This window comes from Clavibacter nebraskensis NCPPB 2581, from assembly GCF_000355695.1.
Classification (GTDB): Bacteria; Actinomycetota; Actinomycetes; order Actinomycetales; family Microbacteriaceae; genus Clavibacter; species Clavibacter nebraskensis.
In genome coordinates this window covers 2,593,413-2,612,618 of sequence record NC_020891.1, presented here as the reverse complement: position 1 = coordinate 2,612,618, position 19,206 = coordinate 2,593,413, and the positions used below count along the sequence as shown (strand labels likewise).

The 19,206-nt window shown below is 71.2% G+C and carries 21 protein-coding genes and 1 tRNA gene; 11 read left to right on the top strand and 11 right to left on the bottom strand.

The genetic code is table 11. The annotated features are described in order from the left end of the window. Positions 1-216 precede the first annotated feature (216 nt). The gene (locus CMN_RS12240; protein ID WP_041465304.1) at positions 217-810 is read left to right on the top strand and encodes a hypothetical protein; all 594 of its coding nucleotides are present in this window, start codon (positions 217-219) and stop codon (positions 808-810) included. 13 nt (positions 811-823) lie between these two features. Then, positions 824-1,108, top strand: coding sequence for a hypothetical protein (locus CMN_RS12235; RefSeq protein WP_155119033.1), 285 nt, complete (start codon positions 824-826; stop codon positions 1,106-1,108). An 82-nt stretch (positions 1,109-1,190) separates the two neighbouring features. Here the strand turns inward: CMN_RS12235 and CMN_RS12230 are convergent, their stop codons facing one another. The 3 genes from CMN_RS12230 to galT are packed head-to-tail and all read right to left on the bottom strand — an operon-like array spanning position 1,191 to position 4,099. Then, the gene (locus tag CMN_RS12230; protein WP_015491116.1) at positions 1,191-1,778 is read right to left on the bottom strand and encodes a gamma carbonic anhydrase family protein; all 588 of its coding nucleotides are present in this window, start codon (positions 1,776-1,778) and stop codon (positions 1,191-1,193) included. A 21-nt stretch (positions 1,779-1,799) separates the two neighbouring features. Beyond that, positions 1,800-2,960, bottom strand: a complete 1,161-nt coding sequence (galK, locus tag CMN_RS12225) for a galactokinase (protein ID WP_015491115.1) — start codon at positions 2,958-2,960, stop codon at positions 1,800-1,802. Beyond that, the gene (gene galT / locus CMN_RS12220; RefSeq protein WP_015491114.1) at positions 2,957-4,099 is read right to left on the bottom strand and encodes a galactose-1-phosphate uridylyltransferase; all 1,143 of its coding nucleotides are present in this window, start codon (positions 4,097-4,099) and stop codon (positions 2,957-2,959) included. The genes galK and galT overlap by 4 nt, the downstream gene beginning before the upstream one ends. 93 nt (positions 4,100-4,192) lie before the next feature. Between galT and CMN_RS12215 the strand changes: the two genes are divergently transcribed. From CMN_RS12215 to CMN_RS15150, 4 genes are all read left to right on the top strand, one after another. Next, the gene (locus CMN_RS12215; protein ID WP_015491113.1) at positions 4,193-5,017 is read left to right on the top strand and encodes a DeoR/GlpR family DNA-binding transcription regulator; all 825 of its coding nucleotides are present in this window, start codon (positions 4,193-4,195) and stop codon (positions 5,015-5,017) included. A 10-nt stretch (positions 5,018-5,027) separates the two neighbouring features. Beyond that, complete coding sequence (locus CMN_RS12210) at positions 5,028-5,948, top strand: aldose 1-epimerase family protein (RefSeq protein ID WP_015491112.1); 921 nt, start codon at positions 5,028-5,030, stop codon at positions 5,946-5,948. Between the two features lie 179 nt (positions 5,949-6,127). Continuing rightward, on the top strand, positions 6,128-6,844 hold the full coding sequence (locus tag CMN_RS12205; RefSeq protein WP_231853754.1) for a hypothetical protein: 717 nt from the start codon (positions 6,128-6,130) through the stop codon (positions 6,842-6,844). Then, positions 6,841-7,011, top strand: coding sequence for a hypothetical protein (locus CMN_RS15150; RefSeq protein ID WP_015491110.1), 171 nt, complete (start codon positions 6,841-6,843; stop codon positions 7,009-7,011). Before CMN_RS12205 ends, CMN_RS15150 begins: the two co-directional genes overlap by 4 nt. Before the next feature lie 76 nt (positions 7,012-7,087). On the opposite strand, the gene CMN_RS12200 is transcribed toward CMN_RS15150, so the two are convergent. Continuing rightward, positions 7,088-7,333: a hypothetical protein gene (locus CMN_RS12200; protein ID WP_106389169.1), complete on the bottom strand. Its 246-nt coding sequence runs from the start codon at positions 7,331-7,333 to the stop codon at positions 7,088-7,090. A gap of 242 nt (positions 7,334-7,575) precedes the next feature. On the opposite strand from CMN_RS12200, the gene CMN_RS12195 reads away from it, so the two are divergent. Then, positions 7,576-8,970 (top strand): hypothetical protein, encoded by a 1,395-nt coding sequence (locus tag CMN_RS12195; protein ID WP_015491108.1) that lies wholly within the window; start codon positions 7,576-7,578, stop codon positions 8,968-8,970. Positions 8,971-8,994: 24 nt separating this feature from the next. Here CMN_RS12195 and CMN_RS12190 read toward each other — a convergent pair whose 3' ends face one another. After that, a complete protein-coding gene (locus CMN_RS12190; RefSeq protein ID WP_063986769.1) occupies positions 8,995-9,714 on the bottom strand; it encodes an SGNH/GDSL hydrolase family protein in 720 nt (239 codons plus the stop codon). A gap of 217 nt (positions 9,715-9,931) precedes the next feature. Here CMN_RS12190 and CMN_RS12185 point away from each other — a divergent pair, with 217 nt between their 5' ends. Continuing rightward, positions 9,932-10,972 (top strand): acyltransferase family protein, encoded by a 1,041-nt coding sequence (locus CMN_RS12185; protein ID WP_015491106.1) that lies wholly within the window; start codon positions 9,932-9,934, stop codon positions 10,970-10,972. Between the two features lie 34 nt (positions 10,973-11,006). On the opposite strand, the gene CMN_RS12180 is transcribed toward CMN_RS12185, so the two are convergent. Further along, a tRNA-Lys gene (locus CMN_RS12180) sits at positions 11,007-11,079 on the bottom strand. A gap of 102 nt (positions 11,080-11,181) precedes the next feature. Between CMN_RS12180 and CMN_RS12175 the strand changes: the two genes are divergently transcribed. From CMN_RS12175 to CMN_RS12165, 3 genes are all read left to right on the top strand, one after another. Continuing rightward, a complete protein-coding gene (locus CMN_RS12175) occupies positions 11,182-11,814 on the top strand; it encodes a hypothetical protein (RefSeq protein WP_015491105.1) in 633 nt (210 codons plus the stop codon). A 556-nt stretch (positions 11,815-12,370) separates the two neighbouring features. Then, on the top strand, positions 12,371-12,973 hold the full coding sequence (locus CMN_RS12170) for a sigma-70 family RNA polymerase sigma factor (RefSeq protein WP_015491104.1): 603 nt from the start codon (positions 12,371-12,373) through the stop codon (positions 12,971-12,973). Beyond that, positions 12,970-13,833 carry an anti-sigma factor gene (locus tag CMN_RS12165; protein WP_015491103.1) on the top strand — a complete coding sequence of 288 codons (864 nt, stop codon included), beginning with the start codon at positions 12,970-12,972 and terminating at the stop codon, positions 13,831-13,833. Before CMN_RS12170 ends, CMN_RS12165 begins: the two co-directional genes overlap by 4 nt. 80 nt (positions 13,834-13,913) lie before the next feature. Here the strand turns inward: CMN_RS12165 and pstB are convergent, their stop codons facing one another. The 5 genes from pstB to CMN_RS12140 all read right to left on the bottom strand — a co-directional run bounded on the left by pstB (position 13,914) and on the right by CMN_RS12140 (position 19,196). Further along, positions 13,914-14,693: a phosphate ABC transporter ATP-binding protein PstB gene (gene pstB / locus CMN_RS12160; RefSeq protein WP_015491102.1), complete on the bottom strand. Its 780-nt coding sequence runs from the start codon at positions 14,691-14,693 to the stop codon at positions 13,914-13,916. A 43-nt stretch (positions 14,694-14,736) separates the two neighbouring features. Beyond that, positions 14,737-15,837 (bottom strand): phosphate ABC transporter permease PstA, encoded by a 1,101-nt coding sequence (gene pstA, locus CMN_RS12155; protein ID WP_015491101.1) that lies wholly within the window; start codon positions 15,835-15,837, stop codon positions 14,737-14,739. Continuing rightward, complete coding sequence (pstC, locus tag CMN_RS12150) at positions 15,837-16,838, bottom strand: phosphate ABC transporter permease subunit PstC (RefSeq protein WP_015491100.1); 1,002 nt, start codon at positions 16,836-16,838, stop codon at positions 15,837-15,839. The genes pstA and pstC overlap by 1 nt, the downstream gene beginning before the upstream one ends. A 108-nt stretch (positions 16,839-16,946) precedes the next feature. After that, positions 16,947-18,044 (bottom strand): phosphate ABC transporter substrate-binding protein PstS, encoded by a 1,098-nt coding sequence (locus CMN_RS12145; protein ID WP_015491099.1) that lies wholly within the window; start codon positions 18,042-18,044, stop codon positions 16,947-16,949. 201 nt (positions 18,045-18,245) lie between these two features. After that, positions 18,246-19,196 (bottom strand): NUDIX hydrolase, encoded by a 951-nt coding sequence (locus tag CMN_RS12140; protein WP_015491098.1) that lies wholly within the window; start codon positions 19,194-19,196, stop codon positions 18,246-18,248. Positions 19,197-19,206 lie beyond the last annotated feature (10 nt).

Genomic DNA, 19,206 nt, shown 5'->3' with positions numbered 1-19,206 from the left:
GGCTATTTCTTTGGTCTAGAAATATAAGCCGAAGATATCGCGTGTGTGAGGCTGAAGCAAGGCTCATCTGGAATGACGCACATGCTGGTTCGCAGACGGACTTCCCCCTAGTCTCGGCGCTAACGCACGTTGCGCCGGCTGCGCGTGTGATCTCGTGCCACGAAAGGGCATCTCGTGGAATCTGTTCGAATCTCGATTCTCGCTGCAGGAATCGCGGTGGCGTCCCTCTTCGCTGTCGGGCTGCCTGACCAGGCCCAGGCAGCGGCATCCGCTTCGGACAACGTCGTGACTTTCTCCGAATTCATCTCCGACTTCGGCGTCTCACCGGGAACGGCATCGGCTCTCGAGGCGAAGTTCGCCGAGTTGCCGGACGATGTCCAGGACTCCTACCTCGCGGACCCGAACTCGCTCTTCACGTTCGGACCTGTCGTGGTCGCGACCTCCACCCCGTCGACGACGCCGCACTTCTCCACGATGGCAGCGGCTGTGAGGACCCGGCAAGTCGTGGACAAGCAGGCGGTCCGCGTCTTCGGCGTCGAAGTGGGCAACTTCACATCGAGCTACACGTTCGAGGCGACGGCTGGGGCCGTGAAGCGCAATCTGGAGTGCGTCGGATCATTCAGCGGTTTCGGTTTGGCGGGATCCACCAGCTCGTCGGACTACGTCAGCAAAGGTCGTGGGACGTGCAGCGCGCGCCACACCATGAGCTACGCATTCACGGGAGCGCCTTTGTCGTTCACGAAGCTGCACACCGTCAGCACGGTCGTGGGGGACCCGACCCGTGGGACCGGTTCGATCAGGAACGTATAGCACCATGACGACCATGACAGATCGTCCGCGAACGAGCTCAACGCACTGGTGGCTGCTGTTGGCGGCAGTCGTCTCGTCCGTGCTCCTACTCGGGACCGCATGGTCGCTGGCTGTGCAGGTGGTGGTGGTCGCGATCGCGGTGAACCGGCTTGCACGACGGCCCCCTCGGCGGGAGGCGGTGGTTCTCTGGAGTGCCATCGCGGTGATCGCTGCCACCCTCATCGCCGCAGCCGCGGTCGCCTTCGCAGCGGCTGGCGTGTCGAGCACGTTCACCCGCACTACCGTTCCGATCGACTAGTTCACGCGGACACTCGCGCCGGAGCCCGAGCGAAGTGTCTACTGGCGTGCAAGGAGATCAGGGTGCACGAGGGGGCGGCCGGTCAGGCCGTCCCCTCCTCCCGTCCGGGGTCCGCGCTCAGCAGGACGGCCGGCGTCGGGATCGCGCCCGCGTGCAGGCGCGCGTTCTCCACGTAGTGGTCCGCGTTGGCGCGGAGGCCCGCGACCTCCTCGTCCGTGAGCTCGCGCCGCACCTTGCCGGGCACCCCGGCGACGAGCGAGCGGGGCGGGATCACCTGCCCCTCGAGCACGACGGTGCCGCCCGCGAGGAGCGACTCGCGGCCGACGTGCGCGCCGTTCATCACGGTGGCGGACATGCCCACGATGCAGTCGTCCTCGATCGTGCAGCCGTGCAGCACCGCGTTGTGGCCGACGCTCACGCCGGTGCCGACGGTGAGCGGGAAGCCCGCGTCGACGTGGCAGCTCACGTTGTCCTGCAGGTTGGAGCGCGCGCCGATCGCGATGTCCGCGGCCTCGGCGCGCAGCACGGCGTTGAACCACACGCTGGATCCCGCGGCGAGCGTCACCCGCCCGACGACGCGCGCACCCGCCGCCACCAGGGCGTCGGGCGCGATGTCGGGCGCGGGCGATCCGGGGAGCGCGCGGACGGTGGCCTGGGGATCGACGGTCATGCCGCCAGGGTAGGCCGCACCCTACCGCTCGGCCTTCGCCCCGTCCGACGGCGTGACGGTGAAGACCGTCGGCCCGGTGTACCCGTGCTCCGCGAACGCGCCGTCGATCGCGACCTGCAGCCGCGACAGGGAGTCGACGTCGATGAGCGCGATGGCCGATCCGCCGAACCCGCCGCCCGTCATGCGCGCGCCGATCGCGCCCTCGTTCTGCGCGACCTCGACCGCGAGGTCGAGCTCCGGGACGCTGATCTCGAAGTCGTCGCGCATCGAGCGGTGGCTCGCGTCCAGCAGCTCGCCGATGGCGCGCGGGCCCTCCTCGCGGAGCGCGCGCACGGTGTCGAGCACGCGCTGGTTCTCCGTGACGATGTGGCGCACGCGGCGGAACGTCTCGTCGTCGAGCACCTCGCGGGCGCGGACCAGGTCGTCGACCGTCAGCTCGCGCAGCGACGACACGCCCATGAGGCGGGCGCCGGTCTCGCACGACTCGCGGCGCGCGCGGTAGCCGCCGTCGGCGTGCGCGTGCGCGACGTGGGTGTCGATCACGGCGATGGTGAGGCCGGCCGCCTCGAGCCCGAGCGGGATGACCTCCGCGTCGAGCGAGCGGCAGTCGAGGAACACGCCCGCGTCGGCCTGCCCGAGGAGGCTCGCGGACTGGTCCATGATCCCGGTCGGCGCGCCCACGATCTCGTTCTCGGCGAGCTGGCCGACGGCGGCGAGCGTCGGCCGGTCGAGGCCCAGGCGCCAGATGTCGTCGAGCGCGAGGGCGACGGATCCCTCGAGCGCGGCCGACGAGGACAGCCCCGCGCCCACGGGTACGTCGCTGTCGATGAACACGTCGAAGCCGGGGACGGCGGCGAGGTCGGCGCCGCGCTGGCCGAGCGCCCACGCGACACCCAGCGGGTAGGCCTGCCAGCCCTCGATGCGCTCGCCGGTGAGGTCGGCGAGGCGCGCCTCCACGACCTCCTCGGAGAAGGAGCTGGTGAGGCGGATCCGATCGTCGTCCCGCGGCGCGAGCGCGATGACCGTGCGGCGGTCGATCGCGAACGGGAACACGAAGCCCTCGTTGTAGTCGGTGTGCTCGCCGATGAGGTTCACACGCCCGGGCGACGACCACACGCCGTGCGGCTCGCGGCCGAATCGGGCGCGGAATCCCTCGCGCACGTCGTCTCGGATGTCGGTCATGCGTCCTCCACTGCCTTCCGGATCATCTCGGCCGCCTTCTCCGGCGGCACGTCGCCGATCCAGGCGCCCATGGCCGCCTCGGATCCGGCCAGGAACTTGAGCTTGTCGGCCGCGCGGCGCGGCGACGTGATCTGCAGCATCAGCCGGATCTCGTCGCGGTGCGCGTCCACGGGCGCCTGGTGCCAGGCGGCGATGTACGGCGTCGGGGTGTCGTACAGCCGGTCCATCCCCTTGAGGAGCCGCAGGTACATCGTCGCCAGCTCGTCGCGCTCGGCCTCGGTCGTCTCCCCGAGGTCGGGCACGTGGCGGTGGGGGAGCAGGTGGATCTCCACGGGCCAGCGGGCCGCGAACGGCACGAACGCGGTGAAGTGCTCGCCGCGGAGCACGACGCGCTCGGACGCCTGCTCGGTCTCCAGGATCCGCTGGAACAGGCCCGGCCCGAACCGCTCGATCGACTCGACGAGGCGGCGCGTGCGCGGCGTGACGTAGGGGTACGAGTAGATCTGCCCGTGCGGGTGGTGCAGCGTCACGCCGATGGCCTCGCCGCGGTTCTCGAACGGGAACACCTGGCGGATCCCGGGCATCGCCGAGAGCGCGCGCGTGCGCTCGGCCCACGCCTCGACGACCGTGCGGGCGCGCGACGGCGTGAGGCCGCTGAACGAGCCGGTGTGCGCGGGGCTGAAGCAGACGACCTCGCAGCGGCCGACCGAGGTGCGGGTGCGCTCCAGGCCGATGGAGGTGAGGTCGTCGTCGTCGGCGGGCGCGTCCACGCCGTCCGCGTCGGCGAGCGCGGGGCCGAAGGACGGCGACTTGTTCTCGAAGACCGCGACGTCGTACATGCTCGGGATCTCGGACGGGTTGGTCGGGCTCGCGGGGGCGAGGGGATCCAGCTCCGCCGGGGGGAGGTGCGCCCGGTTCTGGCGCGCGGCCGCGATGGAGACCCACTCGCCCGTGAGCACGTCCTGCCGCATCGTCGCGGTGGGCGGGCGGGGCGCGGCGGGGCGCGCATCGGCGGCGCGCTCGGGCGGGAGGGTCGTGTCGGCGTCGTCGAAGTAGACGAGCTCGCGGCCGTCGGACAGCCGCGTGCGGCGCTGCGTGATCCCGGACGGCGACGTCGTGACGGTCTGGTCGGCATGCATGATGCCCCGATCCTACGGGCTCCCGGGCACCGGATCTGCGCTCGCGAAAGCGCCGGCTTGCGTTCCGGCAACCGCGTGCGGGAGGCTCGCCGCATGGCCGACGACTGCGCATCCGTCCCCGCGGCGACCCGCCGGTCGCGCATCCTCGAACGGCTCGGCGACCGCGGCTTCGCGACCGTCGCCGAGCTGGCGGCCGACGCGGGCGTCTCCGCCGTCACCATCCGCGCCGACCTCGACGCGCTCGCCGACTCCGCCGCCGTCCAGCGCGTGCACGGCGGCGCGGTCCTCCGCTCCGGCCTCGCCGCGCGCGAGCAGAGCCTCGAGGTGACGCTCGAGTCGGCCGCCGACGCCAAGCGCGCCATCGGCCGCGCCGCCGCCGACCTCGTGGAGAGCGGGCAGAGCGTGCTGCTCGACGTGGGCAGCACGACGCTCCAGGTGGCGCGGGCGCTGGTCGCGCGCGAGGACCTCGTCGACGTCACGGTCATCACGAACGGGCTCACGCTGGCGCTCGAGCTCGAGCGGGCCATGCCGCGCTTCACCGTGGTCGTCACGGGAGGCACGCTCCGGGCGCTGCAGCACAGCCTGGTGGATCCGCTCGCCACCGTCGTGCTCGACCGCCTGCACCCGGACCTCGCGATCATCGGCTGCAACGGCGTCGACGTGGAGCGGGGGATCACCAACGTGAACCTTCCCGAGGCCGAGGTGAAGCGGCGGATGGTCGCCGCGAGCGCCCGCACGGTGGTCGTCGCGGACGGCGCGAAGCTCGGCCGCACCCACCTCGGATCCGTCGCGCCGCTCGACCTGGTCGACACGCTGCTCACCGACCCCGGCGCCGACCCGCACGAGGTGGGCCGCCTGCGCGACGCCGGCCTGCGCGTCGTCGCGGCGGGAGGGCCGCCCGGCGCCGGGCGGCCGTAACGTGGATCCCATGAGACCCGTCACCGGAGAGCAGCACCACCTCGTCCACGCCGGCCCGACGGGCGAGCTCCGCGCCACCGTCGTGCAGCTCGCGGCCGCGATCCGCGGCCTGACCCTCGACGGCGTCGACCTCGTCGAGCCCTACGGCGACGACGTCGTGGCGCCGATGGGCGCCGGCATGGTCCTCGTGCCCTGGCCGAACCGGATCCGCGGCGCCCGCTACGAGCTCGACGGGAAGTCCCAGGCGCTCGACGTCTCCGAGCCCTCGCTCGGCAACGCGTCCCACGGCCTCCTCCGCAACACCGGCTACACGGCCTCCGACCGCGCCGACGACCGCGTGACCCTCTCCGCGACCGTCTTCCCGCAGCACGGCTACCCGTTCCTCCTCGACACCTCGGTCACCTACCGGCTCACGGACGACGGCCTCGTCGTCACGCACCGCATCCGCAACGACGCGGACCGCGCGGCGCCCGTCGCGGTCGGCGCCCACCCGTATCTCGCGATCGGCGGCGTGCCCTCGTCGGAGCTCACCCTCACGGTCCGGGCGGACACCTGGTCCGAGGTCGACGATGCGCTCATCCCGATCGCCGACCACCCCGTCGACGGCGCCGACGAGGACCTCCGCCAGGGCCGCGTCGTCGGCGAGCTCGACCTCAACACGGGATACGGCGATGTGCACGTGGAGGGCGGCACGAGCCGCCACGGCCTCACCGCGCCGGACGGCCGCGGCGTCGAGCTGTGGGCGGACGGGTCCTTCCGGTTCCTGCAGGTCTACACGCCGCGCGAGTTCCCGACCCACGGCGGCCAGGCCGTCGCGATCGAGCCGATGACCGCGCCCGCGGACGCCTTCAACTCGGGCGTGGGCGTCCGCCGCCTGGCGCCCGGCGAGGAGTGGACGCTGAGCTGGGGGATCCGCGCGACGGGCTCCTAGCGTCTTCGGAACGAGCACGCAACTCGTCGCGAGGTAGAGCATCTCTTCATATCATCGGATGCGCGACGCGGATTCTCGGCGTCGCGCCTCGATGGGTGTGTCTCCAGGAGGTTCGCTTGCAAAAGAGATTCCCCATGTCTGTAATTCCCATGAACATGGCTGGGGTCGCCCTGTCTGTCATGTCGGTCGTCGCCGTCATCGGTGTCGTTCACAGCGGTGACCGTCCTCCGGTGTACGTGTCACCTTCGACGGTCGACGCACGAGCGGCGAGCTTCGACTCGCCGGTCGCGCCGACAGGTACCGTCCTGGACAGGCTCACGCAGTACGTCGGGTCTACCACCACCGTCCCCGCTCAGGAGCTGGATCAGTACTTGTCGGCCGCGCACATCTCTGACGTGACGACGTCAAGCGGCCGCGCCCTCGCCCCGCAGAGAGCAGATGTCCGGAGGACCGAGGGTGGGCAGTTCGTCCTTCACGTGCCCTTCACCGAAGCGCCCCAGCAGCTGGACATCTCGGGGTACACCGTGTTCCTCGACCGCGATCTGAGGGTGATTTCGACAGGCGAGGTGCTGTTCACCGCGATGACCCCCGATTCCGGCCGAATGCAGCTGTGGCAGAACGGGGTCCTCGGCCTCGACAAGGTGGCGTCGAATGATTCGACGTCTGCGGTGGACGCGAACCGCTCTAACATCACGAATGCAGATTTCAATTGGGACACCCTCAATCAATGTCTGCTGAACGCGGGCATCTCGCAGTGGGTGATCACGATCATCGGCACGGGATGCGCGCTTCTCTGCGGCGCCACGCCCGGGACAGGGTGCGTCGCCTGCATCGTCGGCTTCGCTGGGGTGGCCGGTGGGACCGTGGGCACCTGCGTCGGTCTGGCTATGTCATGACGAAGCTCAAGGTGGTCATCCTGTTGATCCTCGCGTTGATCGCGATTCCCACCGCGCATCTGGTGCCGGACTTCGCGACCGCATTCTGGGCGGTGGGTACCGCGCTTCCGATGGTGGCGCTCCTACTCATCGTGCGAGAGCGTCGTCGGCTAGCTCGAGAGCGCTGAATCGCCGAGACCGCCGCGCTCTCTGACCTTCCCCAGGACGGTCGGAGAGCGCGGCGGTCTCTCCATCTACGGCATCTCACGAGCCGTCCTCCTGCGCCCATTGCAGCGCGACCCGCTGCGTGTACCGCTCGAGCGCGATCCGGTTCTCCTCCGGCTCGCGGAGCCCGTCGATGTAGGCGAGCAGCCGTCCGACGACGCCCGACAGGTACTGCACTCCCCGGTCGTCGTGCTCCTCCAGCGCGGACTTCAGCAGGTCGTAGCGCTCGCTCGTCTCCTCGGCGGTCAGCATCGCGATCACGGGTTCGTCGGCCTGCATGCTCATGCGACCCAGCATCGCACCGGCGCATCCGCCGTCGCCGCCGAGCGCGCGGCCCGATCCCCATGGCGACGCGGATCCGGGCCCCGTGGAGACCGCGGTCGCGCCGCCCCGAACTGGGGATACGCTCCGGGCGGCAGCGGGACGCACCCTTGCCGTATCCAGCGTGGGGCGTCCGGTGCTCGGGGGAGCGGATCGGCGCGACCCGTCCGCGCCCGTCAGCACGGCCCACCCGGAAGGCTCCCCTCTTGCCCCAGTCACGCGCGGACGCGCATGCGCCCACCTCCGACCTGCCCGAAGCGGCCCTCGCCCAGGACGCCCCGGCGCCCGCCGAGCGCCCGCCGCTCCTCGGCCGCCGCTCCGTCTTCCTCGCCGCCGTCGGCGCGACCGCGGGTGCCGCGTCCGTCGCCTCACCCGCCGCGGCGCCGTCCGCCTCGGCCGCCGCCGTCGTCGGCGACCAGACGCGCATCTACTACCCGGAGCAGTTCGGCTTCGTGTCGTCGGCGGCGGACCACACGAAGGCGATGACAGCCTTCTTCGCGGCGCTGCAGAAGACCGGCGGTCGGGGGATCCTGCCGCCGTGCGAGATCCGCGTCACGTCCACCGGCATCGACTACTCGAGCGCCACCTGGCCCAAGCAGCCCCTCTCGGGAGCGCCGTACGGGTACCCGGCCATCTCGATCGAGGGGTACGGGCGGCGCGTCACGACCATCCGGCAGATCGCGGGATCCACGGGCGACGTCTTCAAGGTGCAGGGCAAGATCGGCGCCGACGCCGGGCCCGCCGCGAACAACAAGGCGACGGTCTCGCTCACCGGCTTCAGCATCACCGGCACGCGCACGGGCCGCCACGGGCTCTACCTGCGCTCGCTGCTGCACTGCCGGATCACCGACATCGAGCTGAACGCCACCGGCGGCGCCGGGGTCTTCTTCGCGCGCGCGGCATTCACCGCGGCGAGCGACGAGTACTCCTACGCGAACGTCATCGAGGGCCTGCGCGTGATCACGGCGGGCACCTGGGGCGTCGACTGCGACGGCGTCAACGCCATCGACATCGTGATGCGCGACACCGAGATCGTGAACTGCACGGCGGGCGGGATCCGCATCGCCCCCACCAACGCGCGCTTCGAGAACACGCGCGTCATCGGCTGCGGCGCCGGCAACAAGGCGGCGCGCGGCTTCCTTGCCATCCCGACGAGCAACGCGTCGTCCATGGTCTCCGAGCTCGGCATCAACGGCATGCGCCTCGAGGGCAACTCGGGCGCGGGCGGGTACCAGATGGAGATCGGGGCGGGCGTCGGGGCCACCGTCGTCGGCTACAACATCGTGACGGGCGGCGACGGCGGCGCCCACGGCATCGGCGTCGGCCTCGTCGACCAGGGCGGGCGGCTCGCCCAGGACACGTTCGTCGGCCGCGGCACCATGTTCATGACCCCGAGCAAGTACCCGTCCCCGCGCGTGGTCGTGGTGGGCGCGTTCGCGCGCGACACCCGCGTCGAGCGCCCGTCCCTCCCGAACAACCCCGACACGCCCTTCGCCTCGGTCATCACGGATCGCGGCGTGCGCAGCGTCGACGGCTTCGGCCGTGCGCTCACCGACCCGGGGACGACGCCGACCCCGGCGGGCCTGACGCCCGCGGCCTGACGGCCCGGTCGCGGACGGCGGTGGCTAGTCGAGAGCGTCGATGATCCGGGGAAGCTGCTCGCGTGCGGCGTCGGCCATGAGCGCCGAACCGACTCCGTTCGCGTGACGGGCATCGTCGCTGTTGCCGTCGGCCCACGTGCCGTCGGATTGCGCGACGGACGTGTAAACGTCGATCAGCTCCAGTCCCTGCTCCGCTGCTGCGGTCCGGATCAGGCGGTTCAGCTCGACGACGAGCTGAGGGACCTCGTCGGAGGGAGGCACCAATGCGGCCACGGGGACGGCGCCTCGATCTCGGATTCCCTGCCAGAGGCCCGAGAGCCCCTCGACCGCTTGTTCAGGAGTGCGCTGGGAGAGCAGGTCGTTCGTGCCTGCCTGGACGACGACCGCGCCGCCCTGGGCGGTGACCGCGTCCAGCATGGGGGTCAGCGAGGACGTGACCGCTCCAGGGAGCGACTCGAACTCTCCCAGATAGGCATCCGGGAACGTGCCCGTGCCGATGGTCTGCCGCCACCAGGAGCCGGCGTTGTAGGCATGGGAGTCACTGAGGACGGACATGAGGAATCGGGACTCCGCCTCGACCGCGTCCGACGTGGGTACCGCCGCCACTGAGCCTGCGTTCGCCGGACGCTCGAGCTGTGACTCGGAGAGGGCGAGGCCGGCGAGCACGTACGTCGCCCCCGCCGCTGCAACGATCCCGAAGATCGTCCAGGTGGTGGTGTTCCGCCGACGGCGCTTGTTCTTCATGTGTGAACAATACGTGCACGATCGAGTCGAGCTCGTAGATAAAGACGGTGTACGCCGATTCTCGTCCGGGCAGCGCTCACTCGGCCCCCTGCGCCGCGGGCCTCCGGCGACGCGCGGGCGAGCACCGATCACCGGAGCACGGGGATCACCACTGATTCCGCCTCCTGCCGCCGCCCTCCGACACGATCCGGACACATCGCCCGATACCGTGGCGAGCATGTCTGGGGGAGACGGAACGACGATCACCGCTGCGCGCGCGGACTGGGTGGATGCGGCCAGGGCGATGGCCATCCTGCTGGTCGCGCTCTTCCATGCGGGCCTCCTGCTGATGCAGGAGGACCTCGCGTCACCGGTCTGGGCGACCGTCAACAGCGCCTTCGTCACCTTCCGGATGCCGATCTTCTTCCTCGCATCGGGTCTCCTCGCGGGTTCCGCCGTGCGCCGCTCCTGGCCGGAGCTCTGGAACTCGCGCATCGCGGTCCTCGTGTGGGCGCTCGCGATCTGGTCGCTGCTGCGCTTCCTCTACTTCTCGCTCGTGCCGCTCGACTCGCGTCCGCACGAGGGCGATCCGCGGGCGCTGCTGCTCGCGTTCGTGTTCCCGGCGACGGGCCTGTGGTTCCTGCACGCGCTCGCCGTGTTCCTCGTGCTGGCGAAGGTCGCGCACGGACGGATGCCGCCGTGGATCCAGCTGACGGTCGCGGCCGTCGTCTCCGCCCTGTTCCTCAGCGTGCTGCGCGTCGGCAGCCTGAGCTGGGACGGCATGGCGAAGTACCTCGTCTTCTTCCTCATCGGGCTCCACGCCAAGGACCTCGTGTTCCGCGTCGCGTCGCGTCCCCGGCCCATCGCGGCGGCGGCGGCCCTGGTCGCGTTCGGCGCCGCGGGCGTGGTCGTGGAGCTGACCGGCATCAGCTGCATCCCCGGCGTGCTCCTGGTGGTGTCGTGCCTGGCGATGGCGGTCGGCGTGCTGTGGGCGGCCCTGCTCGCCCGCACGCGGCTGGTGCGTCCGCTGCGCTTCCTCGGGCGCAACACGCTGCCGATCTACGTGGCGCACGTGCTCGTGATCGCCGCGGCCTGCGCCGTGCTCGAGGCCGTCGGCTTCGAGCCGTCCGGCGCCGTCCCCTACCTGCTGCCGCTCGTGGTGAGCGTGGTCGCGATCGCGGCATCGCTGGTGATCCACGCGGTGGCGATGCGCACGCCGCTGCGGTTCCTCTACCGCACGCCGCCGTTCCTCGTGCTGGACCGGGGCGCTCGGGGCTGATCCCCGGCGCCGGCATCCAGCCGGTCGCCGTCGGTGGGCCCCGTCGGGCTCGAACCGACGACCCAGGGATTAAAAGTCCCTTGCTCTACCAACTGAGCTAGAGGCCCGCGTCCCCGATGCTACGGGATGGGCGGTGGCCCTCTCGGAGCGGACGGCGGCGACCGACGGGGGCCCGGCCCGGAGCGCGCGTCCGGCGTACGCTTGCCGGGATGTCCGGCGACTACCACAAGCCCACCAAGTTCTCCGGGTCCAAGTTCGACAGCATGCTCGGCGGCGAGGACCCCGCCACGATCAGCCGCGTGGCCCACGAGACCGCGTCGGCCCTGCTGGCGCGCGTGCGGGCGGATCCCGACCCGGCGGTCGTCGAGCGCCTCATCGCCTACACCGACGAGCACGGCATCGACGCGGTCGCCGAGCTGTGGTCGCGCGCCAGCCCGCGCAGCCTGCCGGGCGCGCTCTGGCGGCTCTACCTCATGCGCGCGCTCATCCGCCAGGATCCCGACGGCATCAGCCTGCTCTACCAGCGCGGCACCGAGGTGGCCACGACCATCGACCCGGTGGTCGCCGGAGCCACCGCGCCCACGGGGCCGGCGGAGATCGTCGAGCTCGCCGACAGCATCCTCCGCGGCCTCTTCACGGGCGACTTCGCGGTCGCCCTCGACCGCGCGGGCGCGTTCAGCCGGCTGGCCGCCCTCGGCGCCACGAGCGTCGCCGACGACCTCGACGCGACGGCGTCGCCGGAGCGCGCGGGCGACCTCACCACGCGCGCCCTCCGCCTCTCGCAGATGGCGGCCGACCTCGTCCAGTGCGCCCGGCTCTGGCGGGGCGACCGGCTCGACTGACCCGTCGCGGCCGCGGATCCGGCCGTTCGCTGTGAGGGCGACCTCCGGGACGACAGCCCGCGCCGACTCGGTTACAGTGGATCCTGGTCGGGCCGCAGTACTCCCGGGTACCAATATTCGCCGCTCCGAGCGGCCTCGCGCCGAGAGGCGTCCTGCGGTCCGGCTCCTCATCTCCCTTCCCCTCCTCCTCGGCGGGACGGCCCCCGTGCGAGCGGCCGAGCTCCCCGCATCCGCGTCGCCGGATCCCCCCGGCCTGTGACCAATCCGTGACGCGCGTCGCGCCGAAGAGTCATCGTGAGGCGCTCACCCGCCTCGCATCCGTCACCCGCGAGGGTGCGACCCGCATCGGTCGGGTCCTGCCCGCGTGGCAGGCCACCCGGCCATCCCAGATGTCCCGCATGACGGGATCCCGGCTGATGCGGGGCACCGCACGCCCGCGGGTCGGCTCCCCATCCCGCCGCACCACGACCCGGAAGCATCACATGACCTCCCCGCAGCACCGCTCCAGCTCGCCGGGCCCCGCCCTGCCTGCATGCGGTTCGCACGCGGGTCTGGAATGCTGGGGCTCGTGCCTTCATCGATCGAGCGTCCCGACCTCCCCGGGCCGGCGGACCCCGAGTCGAAGGAGGCCCTCCTCGGCCGCGTCGCCCAGGGCGACAAGCGCGCCTTCTCGGAGCTCTACGACCAGCTCGCGCCTCGCGTCCTCGGGCTCGTCCGCCGTCTGCTCGTCGACCATGCGCAGTCGGAGGAGGTCACGCAGGAGATCTTCCTGGAGATCTGGCAGTCTGCTTCCCGCTTCGACCCGGCCAAGGGCGCAGCGACCACGTGGGTGCTCACCATGGCCCACCGCCGCGCGGTCGACCGCGTGCGCGCCTCCCAGTCCAGCCGCGACCGCGACGTCCGCATCGGCATCCGCGACCACGAGCACGGCTACGACCAGGTGTCCGAGACCGTCGAGATCAGCATCGAGCACGAGAGGGTCACGAAGGCCATGACGAAGCTCACCGAGATCCAGCGCCAGGCCGTCTCGCTCGCCTACTACGGCGGCTACAGCCACAGCGAGGTCGCGTCGATGCTCGACGTGCCCATCGGCACCGTGAAGACACGTCTGCGCGACGGCATGATCCGCCTGCGCGACGAGATGGGGGTCGCATCATGACCACCGACGACGACACCCGCATGCTCACCGCGGCGTACGCGCTCGGCGCCGCCGACACCGAGGAGGCAACGGAGATCGAGGCGCTCCTCGAGCGCGATCCCGCCCTGCGCGCCGAGGTGGAGGAGCTGCGGGCCACCGCGGCCGACCTCGCCTGGACGACCGAGCCGGTGGATCCGTCGCCGCGCCTCAAGGTCGACCTCATGGCCATGCTCGACGCCACCCCGCAGCTGCCGCCGCTCGCCGCGCCGTCCGCCGTGACGGACGACGGGCGTCGTCCTGCGCCGGTCACCCGGCTGCGGCCCGCGGCACCCGCGGAGGCCGTCGCCGGCGACTCGGCGCCGTCATCCTCCGCGCCGCGCGAGCGCCTCGGATCCGCGTCCGCCCGTGCCTCCGAGCGCTGGTTCCGCCGTCCGGGCACCCTCATCGGCGTCGCCGCGGCGGCCGTCGTGCTCGTCGTGGGCGGCGTGGTCGTCGGCACGAACGTGGGCGGTCCTGGTACGTCGCAGACGCCTGTCGCGTCCGCGTACGAGCAGGTCACCACGGCGTCCGACGTCGTCATCGACAAGCGCGACGTCGTCGGCGGCGGCACGGCGACGGTCTACTTCTCCGCCTCCGAGGCGAAGACGGCGGTCGTGCTGAACGACGCGTCGCCGCTGCCCGAGGGGCGCGTCCTCCAGATGTGGTACGTCGGCGCGTCCGGCCCCGTTTCCGCCGGCGTCATGTCGGCCTCGGACGGGGCAGGTCACGCCGTGCTCCAGGGCAGCTACACGCCCGGCGACACCGTGGCCATCACGGTCGAGCCCGAGGGCGGATCCGAGCAGCCCACGACCGAGCCCATCGTGGCGGTCACCAGCACCTGATCGGCGCCGCACGACCCGCGCGCGCAGAAGGCCCCCGCATCCCTCAGGGATGCGGGGGCCTTCCCCGTGCGCGCGGCGGATCAGCCGAAGCGCCCGCTGACGTAGTCCTCGGTCGCCTGCACGCTGGGCTTCGAGAACATGGTCGTGGTGTCGTCGTACTCGATGAGCTTGCCGGGCTTGCCGGTGCCGGCGATGTTGAAGAACGCGGTGCGGTCCGAGACGCGGCTGGCCTGCTGCATGTTGTGCGTCACGATGACGATCGTGTACTGCGCCTTCAGCTCCTCGATGAGGTCCTCGATGGCGAGCGTGGAGATGGGGTCGAGCGCGGAGCACGGCTCGTCCATCAGCACCACGTCGGGCTGCACCGCGATGGCGCGCGCGATGCAGAGGCGCTGCTGCTGGCCGCCGGAGAGACCCGAGCCCGGCAGCGCCAGGCGGTCCTTCACCTCGTTCCAGAGGTTGGCGCCCATGAGCGACTGCTCGACGAGCGCGTCCGCGTCCGACTTGGAGATCTTCCGGTTGTTGAGCTTCACGCCCGCGAGCACGTTGTCGCGGATCGACATGGTGGGGAACGGGTTCGGCCGCTGGAAGACCATGCCGACCTGGCGGCGCACGAGCACCGGGTCGACGCCGGGGCCGTAGAGGTCGTTGCCGTCCACGAGGACCTCGCCCTCCACGTACGCGCCGGGGATCACCTCGTGCATGCGGTTGAGCGTGCGGATGAAGGTCGACTTGCCGCAGCCGGACGGGCCGATGAAAGCGGTGACGGTGCGCGGCTCGATCCGCAGGTTGACGTCCTCGACCGCCTTGAACTTGCCGTAGTAGACGTTCAGGTCGTTGACTTCGATGCTCTTGGACAAAGGGTGTTCCTAACCGTTCGGGTCGTGGCCGGGGGAGCGGGCGCTAGCGGCCGAGCTTGGGGGCGAAGATGCGGGCGATGAGCCGCGCGACGATGTTCAGCACCATGACGATGAGGATCAGCACGAGCGCGCCGGTCCACGCGCGGTCGACGTAGGCCGCCGCGTCCGAGCCCTGGTCGGCGTACTGCCGGAAGACGAACACCGGCAGGGTCATCATCTGGTCCTTGAAGGGGTTGTAGTTCATGCTCTGCGTGAAGCCGGCGACGATGAGCAGCGGCGCCGTCTCGCCGATGACGCGGGCGATCGCGAGCATGACGCCGGTGACGATGCCGGCCAGCGACGTCGGCAGCACGATCTTCACGATCGTCAGCCACTTCGGCACGCCGAGCGCGTACGACGCCTCGCGGAGCTCGTTCGGCACCAGCTTGAGCATCTCCTCGGCGCTGCGCACGACCACGGGGATCATGAGCACGGAGAGCGCGAGCGCCCCGCCGAAGCCCAGGCGGATGCCCGGGCCGAGGAAGATCACGAGCAGCGCGTAGGCGAAGAGGCCCGCGACGATGGACGGGATGCCCGTCATGACGTCGACGAAGAACGTGATGGCGTGTGCCAGGCGGCCGCGGCCGTACTCGACGAGGTAGATGGCCGCCATGAGGCCCACGGGGATGGAGATCACCGCGGCGATGGCCGTGACGATCAGCGTGCCGATGATGGCGTGCAGGCCGCCGCCGCCCTCGCCCACCACGTTGCGGAGGCTCGAGTTGAAGAACAGCGGGTCGAAGCGCCCAGAGCCGTTCGTGACGGCGGTGAACACGAGCGACACGAGCGGGATGAGCGCGAGCACGAAGGCGACCGTGACGAGGATCGTGATGACCCGGTCCTTCGCCTTCCGCTCGCCCTCCACGGCGAGCGAGAAGCAGAAGAGCGCGATGCCGAACAGGATCGTGCCGAACACCGCCGTGCCGACGATGTTGAAGCCGTCCGCGGCTCCCGAGAGCTCGAGCACCAGGAAGATGGCCGCCATGACGAGCCAGGAGACCAGGAAGATCGCGGGCGCCGTGAAGCGGTGCAGCTTCCCGGCGGTGAGGGAGTTGGGCAGGGTGCTCGCGACGGGCCGCGTGCGGGAGGGGGCTGTGGTGGCCATCAATTCGCTCCGGAGAAGGCCTTGCGGCGGCTGATGATGTAGCGGGCCAGCATGTTCACGGCCAGCGTGATGACGAAGAGCATGAGGCCGGACGCGATGAGCTCGTTGATCTTGAGGCCGTACGCCTCGGGGAAGCTCAGCGCGATGTTGGCGGCGATGGTGTTCGAGTTCGTCGACTGGAACCACGCGAAGTTCACGACCGCGGCGGGGGAGAGGACGATCGCGACCGCCATCGTCTCGCCGAGGGCGCGGCCGAGGCCGAGCATGGCGGCCGAGATGATGCCGGGGCGGCCGAAGGGGAGCACGGCGGTCTGGATCATCTCCCAGCGCGTCGCGCCGAGGGCCAGCGCCGCCTCCTCGTGCAGCTTCGGCGTCTGGAGGAAGACCTCGCGGGAGAGCGCGGTGACGATCGGCAGGATCATGACGGCGAGCACGACGGCGACCGTGAAGATCGTGCGGCCGGTGCCCGAGACGGGGCCGTCGAAGAGCGGGAACCAGCCAAACGCGTCGGTGAGGAAGGCGTAGAACGGCTGCAGGAACTTCGCCAGCACCGCGATGCCCCAGAGGCCGAACACCACCGACGGCACGGCCGCCAGCAGGTCGACGACGTACCCGAGGCCCTGCGCGAGGCGGCGGGGCGCGTAGTGCGAGATGAAGAGCGCGATGCCGATGGCGACGGGGACGGCCATGAGCATGGCGAGCGCCGCGGCGTAGACCGTGCCGAACATCAGCGGACCGACGTACGCCCAGAAGCCGCCGCCGCCCGAGACCTCGGCGGGAGGCGCGGTCAGCGCGGGGATGCTCTGCACGACGAGGAACAGCGCGACGGCCGCGAGGATCACGAGGATCAGCGTGCCGGACCCGCGGGAGAGGCCGGAGAAGACGCGGTCGCCCACGCGGGCCTTGGACTTCGCGTCCTGGGAGCTGCGGGGGGCGGCGGACGCGTCGCGCGGCCGTTCGGTCTCGGGAGCCGGGGGAGGCTGCGGGGCGGCGGTCGTCATGGGTCGGGTTCCCTTGCGGTCGAGATGGTGGGGCTGGGGACGGCGGGGCCGCCCGTGGGAGCGCCCCCTGACCCGCGCTGTCGCGGATCAGGGGGCGGACGGCGGGTGCTACTTGATCGACTCGACCGCGGTCTTGACCTGCGCGGCGACCGTGTCGGACAGCGGCGCGGCGCCGGCCTTCTCGGCGGCGAGCTGCTGGCCCTCGGTGCTGGTCACGTAGCCGACGTAGGCCTTGACGAGCTCGCCGACGGCCGGGTCCTTGTACTCCTGGCAGGTGATGAGGTAGCTGACCAGGACGATCGGGTAGACACCCGACGCGGTGGTCGAGTAGTCGATGTCGAAGACGACGTCGTTCGCCTCGCGGCCCTCGGCCTCGGGCGAGGCCTCGACGACGGCGGCTGCGGCCTCCGGCGAGTAGCCGACGAACTCGTCGCCGACCTTGATCTTCGCGACGCCGAGGGTGCCGGCCTTGGACGCGTCGGCGTAGCCGATGATGTTGCTGCCGCCCTTGACAGCGTCGACGACGCCGGTGGTGCCCTGGGCCGCCTCGCCGCCCGGGTAGGGCCAGACGCCCTTGGGCTCCGCGTCCCAGACCGTCTTGGCCGTGGTGTTGAGGTACTTCGCGAAGTTCTCGGTGGTGCCCGAGTCGTCCGAGCGGTGCACGGCGGTGATGGTGGCGTCGGGCATCGTGGCGTCGGGGTTGAGCGCGACGATGGCCGGGTCGTTCCACTTCGTGATGGTGCCCTTGAAGATGCCCGCGGTGGTGGCGGAGTCGAGGTGCAGCTCCTTCACGCCGTCGACCTGGAAGATCAGCGCGATGGGGGAGATGTAGGCGGGGAGGTCGATGGGCTTGAGGCCGTCGGCGCACTGGCCGAACGTGCCGGTGAGCTCGTCGGTCTTGAGCGCGCGATCGGAGCCGGCGAAGTTCGCGTTCTGGCCGCCGGCCATGAACGCCTCGCGCCCGGCGCCGGATCCCTCGCCCGCGTAGGTGACGGTGACGCCGGGGTTGGCGGTCTGGAACGCGGCGTTCCAGGCCTCCTGGGCTGCGCCCTGGGAGGTGGCGCCGATGCCGTTGAGCGTGCCGGACAGGGTGGACGAGGAGGCGTCGCCCCCCTCGCCGGGTGCCTCGTTGGCAGCGCAGGAGGAGAGGGCGATGGCGGTGACGGCGGCGAGCGCTGCTGCGCTGCCGAGACGCGAGATCTTCACGTGATGGAGCCTTCCGGGTATTTCGTGCTGTGAGGGGGCAGGTGCATGCCCCTGGACGAAGCTATGTCGGGCCATTGACCGGATTGGCCGGAATCGGTGAACGGGAGGTGAACAGACCGCGTGGATCGGCACGGGCTCGGGCGCTCGGGCGCATATTGGTCGGTCGCGGGTCGTGCGGGGTCGCGACGATCCGCGACCGTGTCAGGCCGACGGCCCGTACGTCTCCACCGCGAGGATCCCCGCCTCCGGGTCCGACGCCGACAGGTGGACGACCGAGAACTCGGCGGGCGACAGCATCCCGGCCCGCGGCATGCGGCTGGCGCGGGGCGTCTCGGTGGCGAGGGCGATCTCGTGCAGGATCTCCGGCAGGACGGGGCTGTGGCTGCAGAGCACGGCGCTGCGGGCCTTGCGCACGCGCTTCGCCACGGTCTCGCGCACGGATCCGCCGTCGGTCTCGTAGGCGTCCTGGCTGATCCCCGCGTCCTCCTTCACCCGCCGGCCGAGGGCCTCCGCGAGGGGCGCGACCGTCTCGAGGCAGCGCTGGGCTGTGCTGCTCGTGACGACCCGTGGCCCGAACGCGAGCAGCGTCGGCACGATCGACCGCGCCTCGTCGCGTCCGCGGGCGCTGAGCGGCCGGCTCGCGTCGGCCCCTTCCCACTCGTACGGCTGCACGGCATGGCCGTGGCGCAGCGCGATGAGGGCGAACGAGCGATGCGAGCCCGTCTCCACGAGCCCGGCGAAGAGGTCGAGGATCTGCACCTCGCCCGGGTAGTCGAGGCGCTTGCGGGCGTTGGGGATGGAGACCCACTCGACGCTCTCCACCTCGTCGTCCGGTTCGAAGCGGCCGGCCTCGACCATGGCGTCCGTGGCTTCGGCTGCCCAGTAGCTCACCGACTTCCGGCGGCCGCCGGAGATGCCGTACTCGATCGCGCCGAGCGGCACGCCGAGCGCGACCCGGAGGCCGGTCTCCTCGTGCACCTCGCGGACGGCGGTCTGCGGGAGCGTCTCGCCGGGATCCACCTTGCCCTTCGGCAGGGACGTGTCGCGGCGTCGCGTGCGGTGGATGATGAGCACCCGGATCCTGCCCTCGACCACGCGCCAGACGACGGCGCCTGCGGCGAAGACGGAGGGGGAGGGCGGCACGTCCCCCACGCTAGCGGGG